The 1686-nt window shown below is 72.4% G+C and carries 2 protein-coding genes and 1 pseudogene; 1 reads left to right on the top strand and 2 read right to left on the bottom strand.

Annotated elements, in window-relative coordinates; translation table 11 throughout:
- Positions 1 to 700, top strand: a 700-nt coding sequence (locus tag ACE3Q3_RS24305; RefSeq protein WP_374450438.1) for a TetR family transcriptional regulator, incomplete at its 5' end; no start/stop codon positions are given.
- A 9-nt stretch (positions 701 to 709) separates the two neighbouring features.
- Here ACE3Q3_RS24305 and ACE3Q3_RS24300 read toward each other — a convergent pair.
- Positions 710 to 1450: an MBL fold metallo-hydrolase gene (locus tag ACE3Q3_RS24300; RefSeq protein WP_374450436.1), complete on the bottom strand. Its 741-nt coding sequence runs from the start codon at positions 1448 to 1450 to the stop codon at positions 710 to 712.
- Positions 1447 to 1686, bottom strand: a pseudogene (locus ACE3Q3_RS24295) (serine hydrolase); the annotation flags it as partial. The pseudogene ACE3Q3_RS24295 and the gene ACE3Q3_RS24300, both read right to left, overlap by 4 nt.

Below are 1686 nucleotides of genomic sequence, written 5' to 3'. Positions count from 1 at the left end.
TAACCGGTTGGTTACCCAACGGTATTCGCCCGTGTCGGCCCCTGTCAATCGAACCCCCGAGCGCGCCGGGACGACCCGGCGGCCGCGCGCCCGCCACCCCGAGGAGACGCGCCAGCGCCTGCTCGAGGCGGCCTGGACGGAGTTTTCGGCCAAGGGCCTGGGCGGCGCCCGGGTCGACGCCATCGCGCTCCGCGCCGGCGCCAACAAGCGCATGATCTATCACTATTTCGGCAGCAAGGCCGGGCTCTACCTCGCGGTCCTGGAGACCGCCTACGACCGCATCCGCGGCCACGAGCGGGCGCTGGCGCTGGAGGACGCGGCCCCGGCCGAGGGCATTGCCCGCCTCGTCGCCTACAATTTCGACTTCTGCCGCGACAATCCCGGCTTCATTCACCTGCTCGCCAACGAGAACCTGCACCGCGCCCGCCACCTCGCGAAATCGGCGAAGGTGCGCGCGGTCAACCTGCCGGTGATCGACACCATCGCCCGGCTGCTGGCGCGCGGCGAGGCCGAGGGCGCGTTCCGGCCGGGCGTCGACCCGCTCGACCTCTACATCACCATTGCCGCGCTCGGATATTTCTACTTCTCGAACATCCACACGCTCTCGGTGGTGTTCGGCCGCGACCTCGCCGCACCGGAGACGACGGCACGGCGCTGCCAGCTCCATGTCGACGTCATCCTGCGCTACCTGGCGCCCTGACGGCCGCCCTCAGAGCGCCAGTTCCAGCCCGTCCTCGGCCAGTTCCACCCCGTCGGGCGCGACCCGGCCCAGCATGTCGGGCGAGAAATGCGTCAGCACCACCCGCTTCGCGCCGATCGTCGGCAGGTGGCGGGCGAGCGTCGCCCAGTCGAGGTGGTACTTGACCCTGCGGTCGTGGAAATAGGCCTCGGCGACGAAGAGGTCGGCGTCGCGCGCCGCCAGGACGATGGCGTCGACCCATTCGGTGTCGCCGGTGTAGGTCACGACCCGGCCGTCGAGCTCGACCCGCAGCGCGTACGGCGGCGCCCCGCACCAGTGCACCATCTCGTAGGGGGTGACCCGCACCGGCCCGACCGCCGTCGCGACCCCGGCGGGCAGTTCCGTCTCCGTCACCGCAAAGCGCCGCTCGACGGTCGAGGAGCCGGGGAACAGCACTTCCATCGCCTCGCCGAGCCGGTCCTTCAGACCGGGCGGCCCGGCGATGGCGAGCGGCCGCGTCCGCCGGCTCACCAGCTGGGCGTCGAGCAGGAAGAAGGGCAGGCCGGCGAAGTGGTCGCCATGCAGGTGCGTGACCAGGACGGCGTCGATCGCGTTCGGGTCGACGCCGAAGCGGCGGATCGCCACCATCGACGAGGCGCCGCAGTCGATCAGCACCGCCCCCGACGATCCCGCGAGGTGGAAGCAGGTCTGGAAGCGCCCGCCCGAGCCGAAGGCGTCGCCGCAGCCGAGGAAGCGGAAGCGGACGCTCACGCCTGCCGCCGGAAGCGGAGGTTGCGGATGCGCGGGCTCGACGCGCAGAGGCCGGCCACCGCGCCCGCGCCGTCGCGCTCGACCCGGGCGACGACGGTCGAGGTCATCCAGCGGTTCGGCATCGCGATCTCGACGATGTCCGGTCCGACCGCCGTCACCGGCCAGGGGCCGGCCGCCGCCAGCGGGCCGCGGCAGCGGACGGCGAGCCCGTCGCCCTCGGCGGCGACGGTCCATTC

Origin of the sequence: Allostella sp. (genome assembly GCF_041913585.1) — a bacterium.
Classification (GTDB): Bacteria; Pseudomonadota; Alphaproteobacteria; order ATCC43930; family Allostellaceae; genus Allostella.
This window is presented reverse-complemented; position numbering and strand designations above follow the sequence as displayed.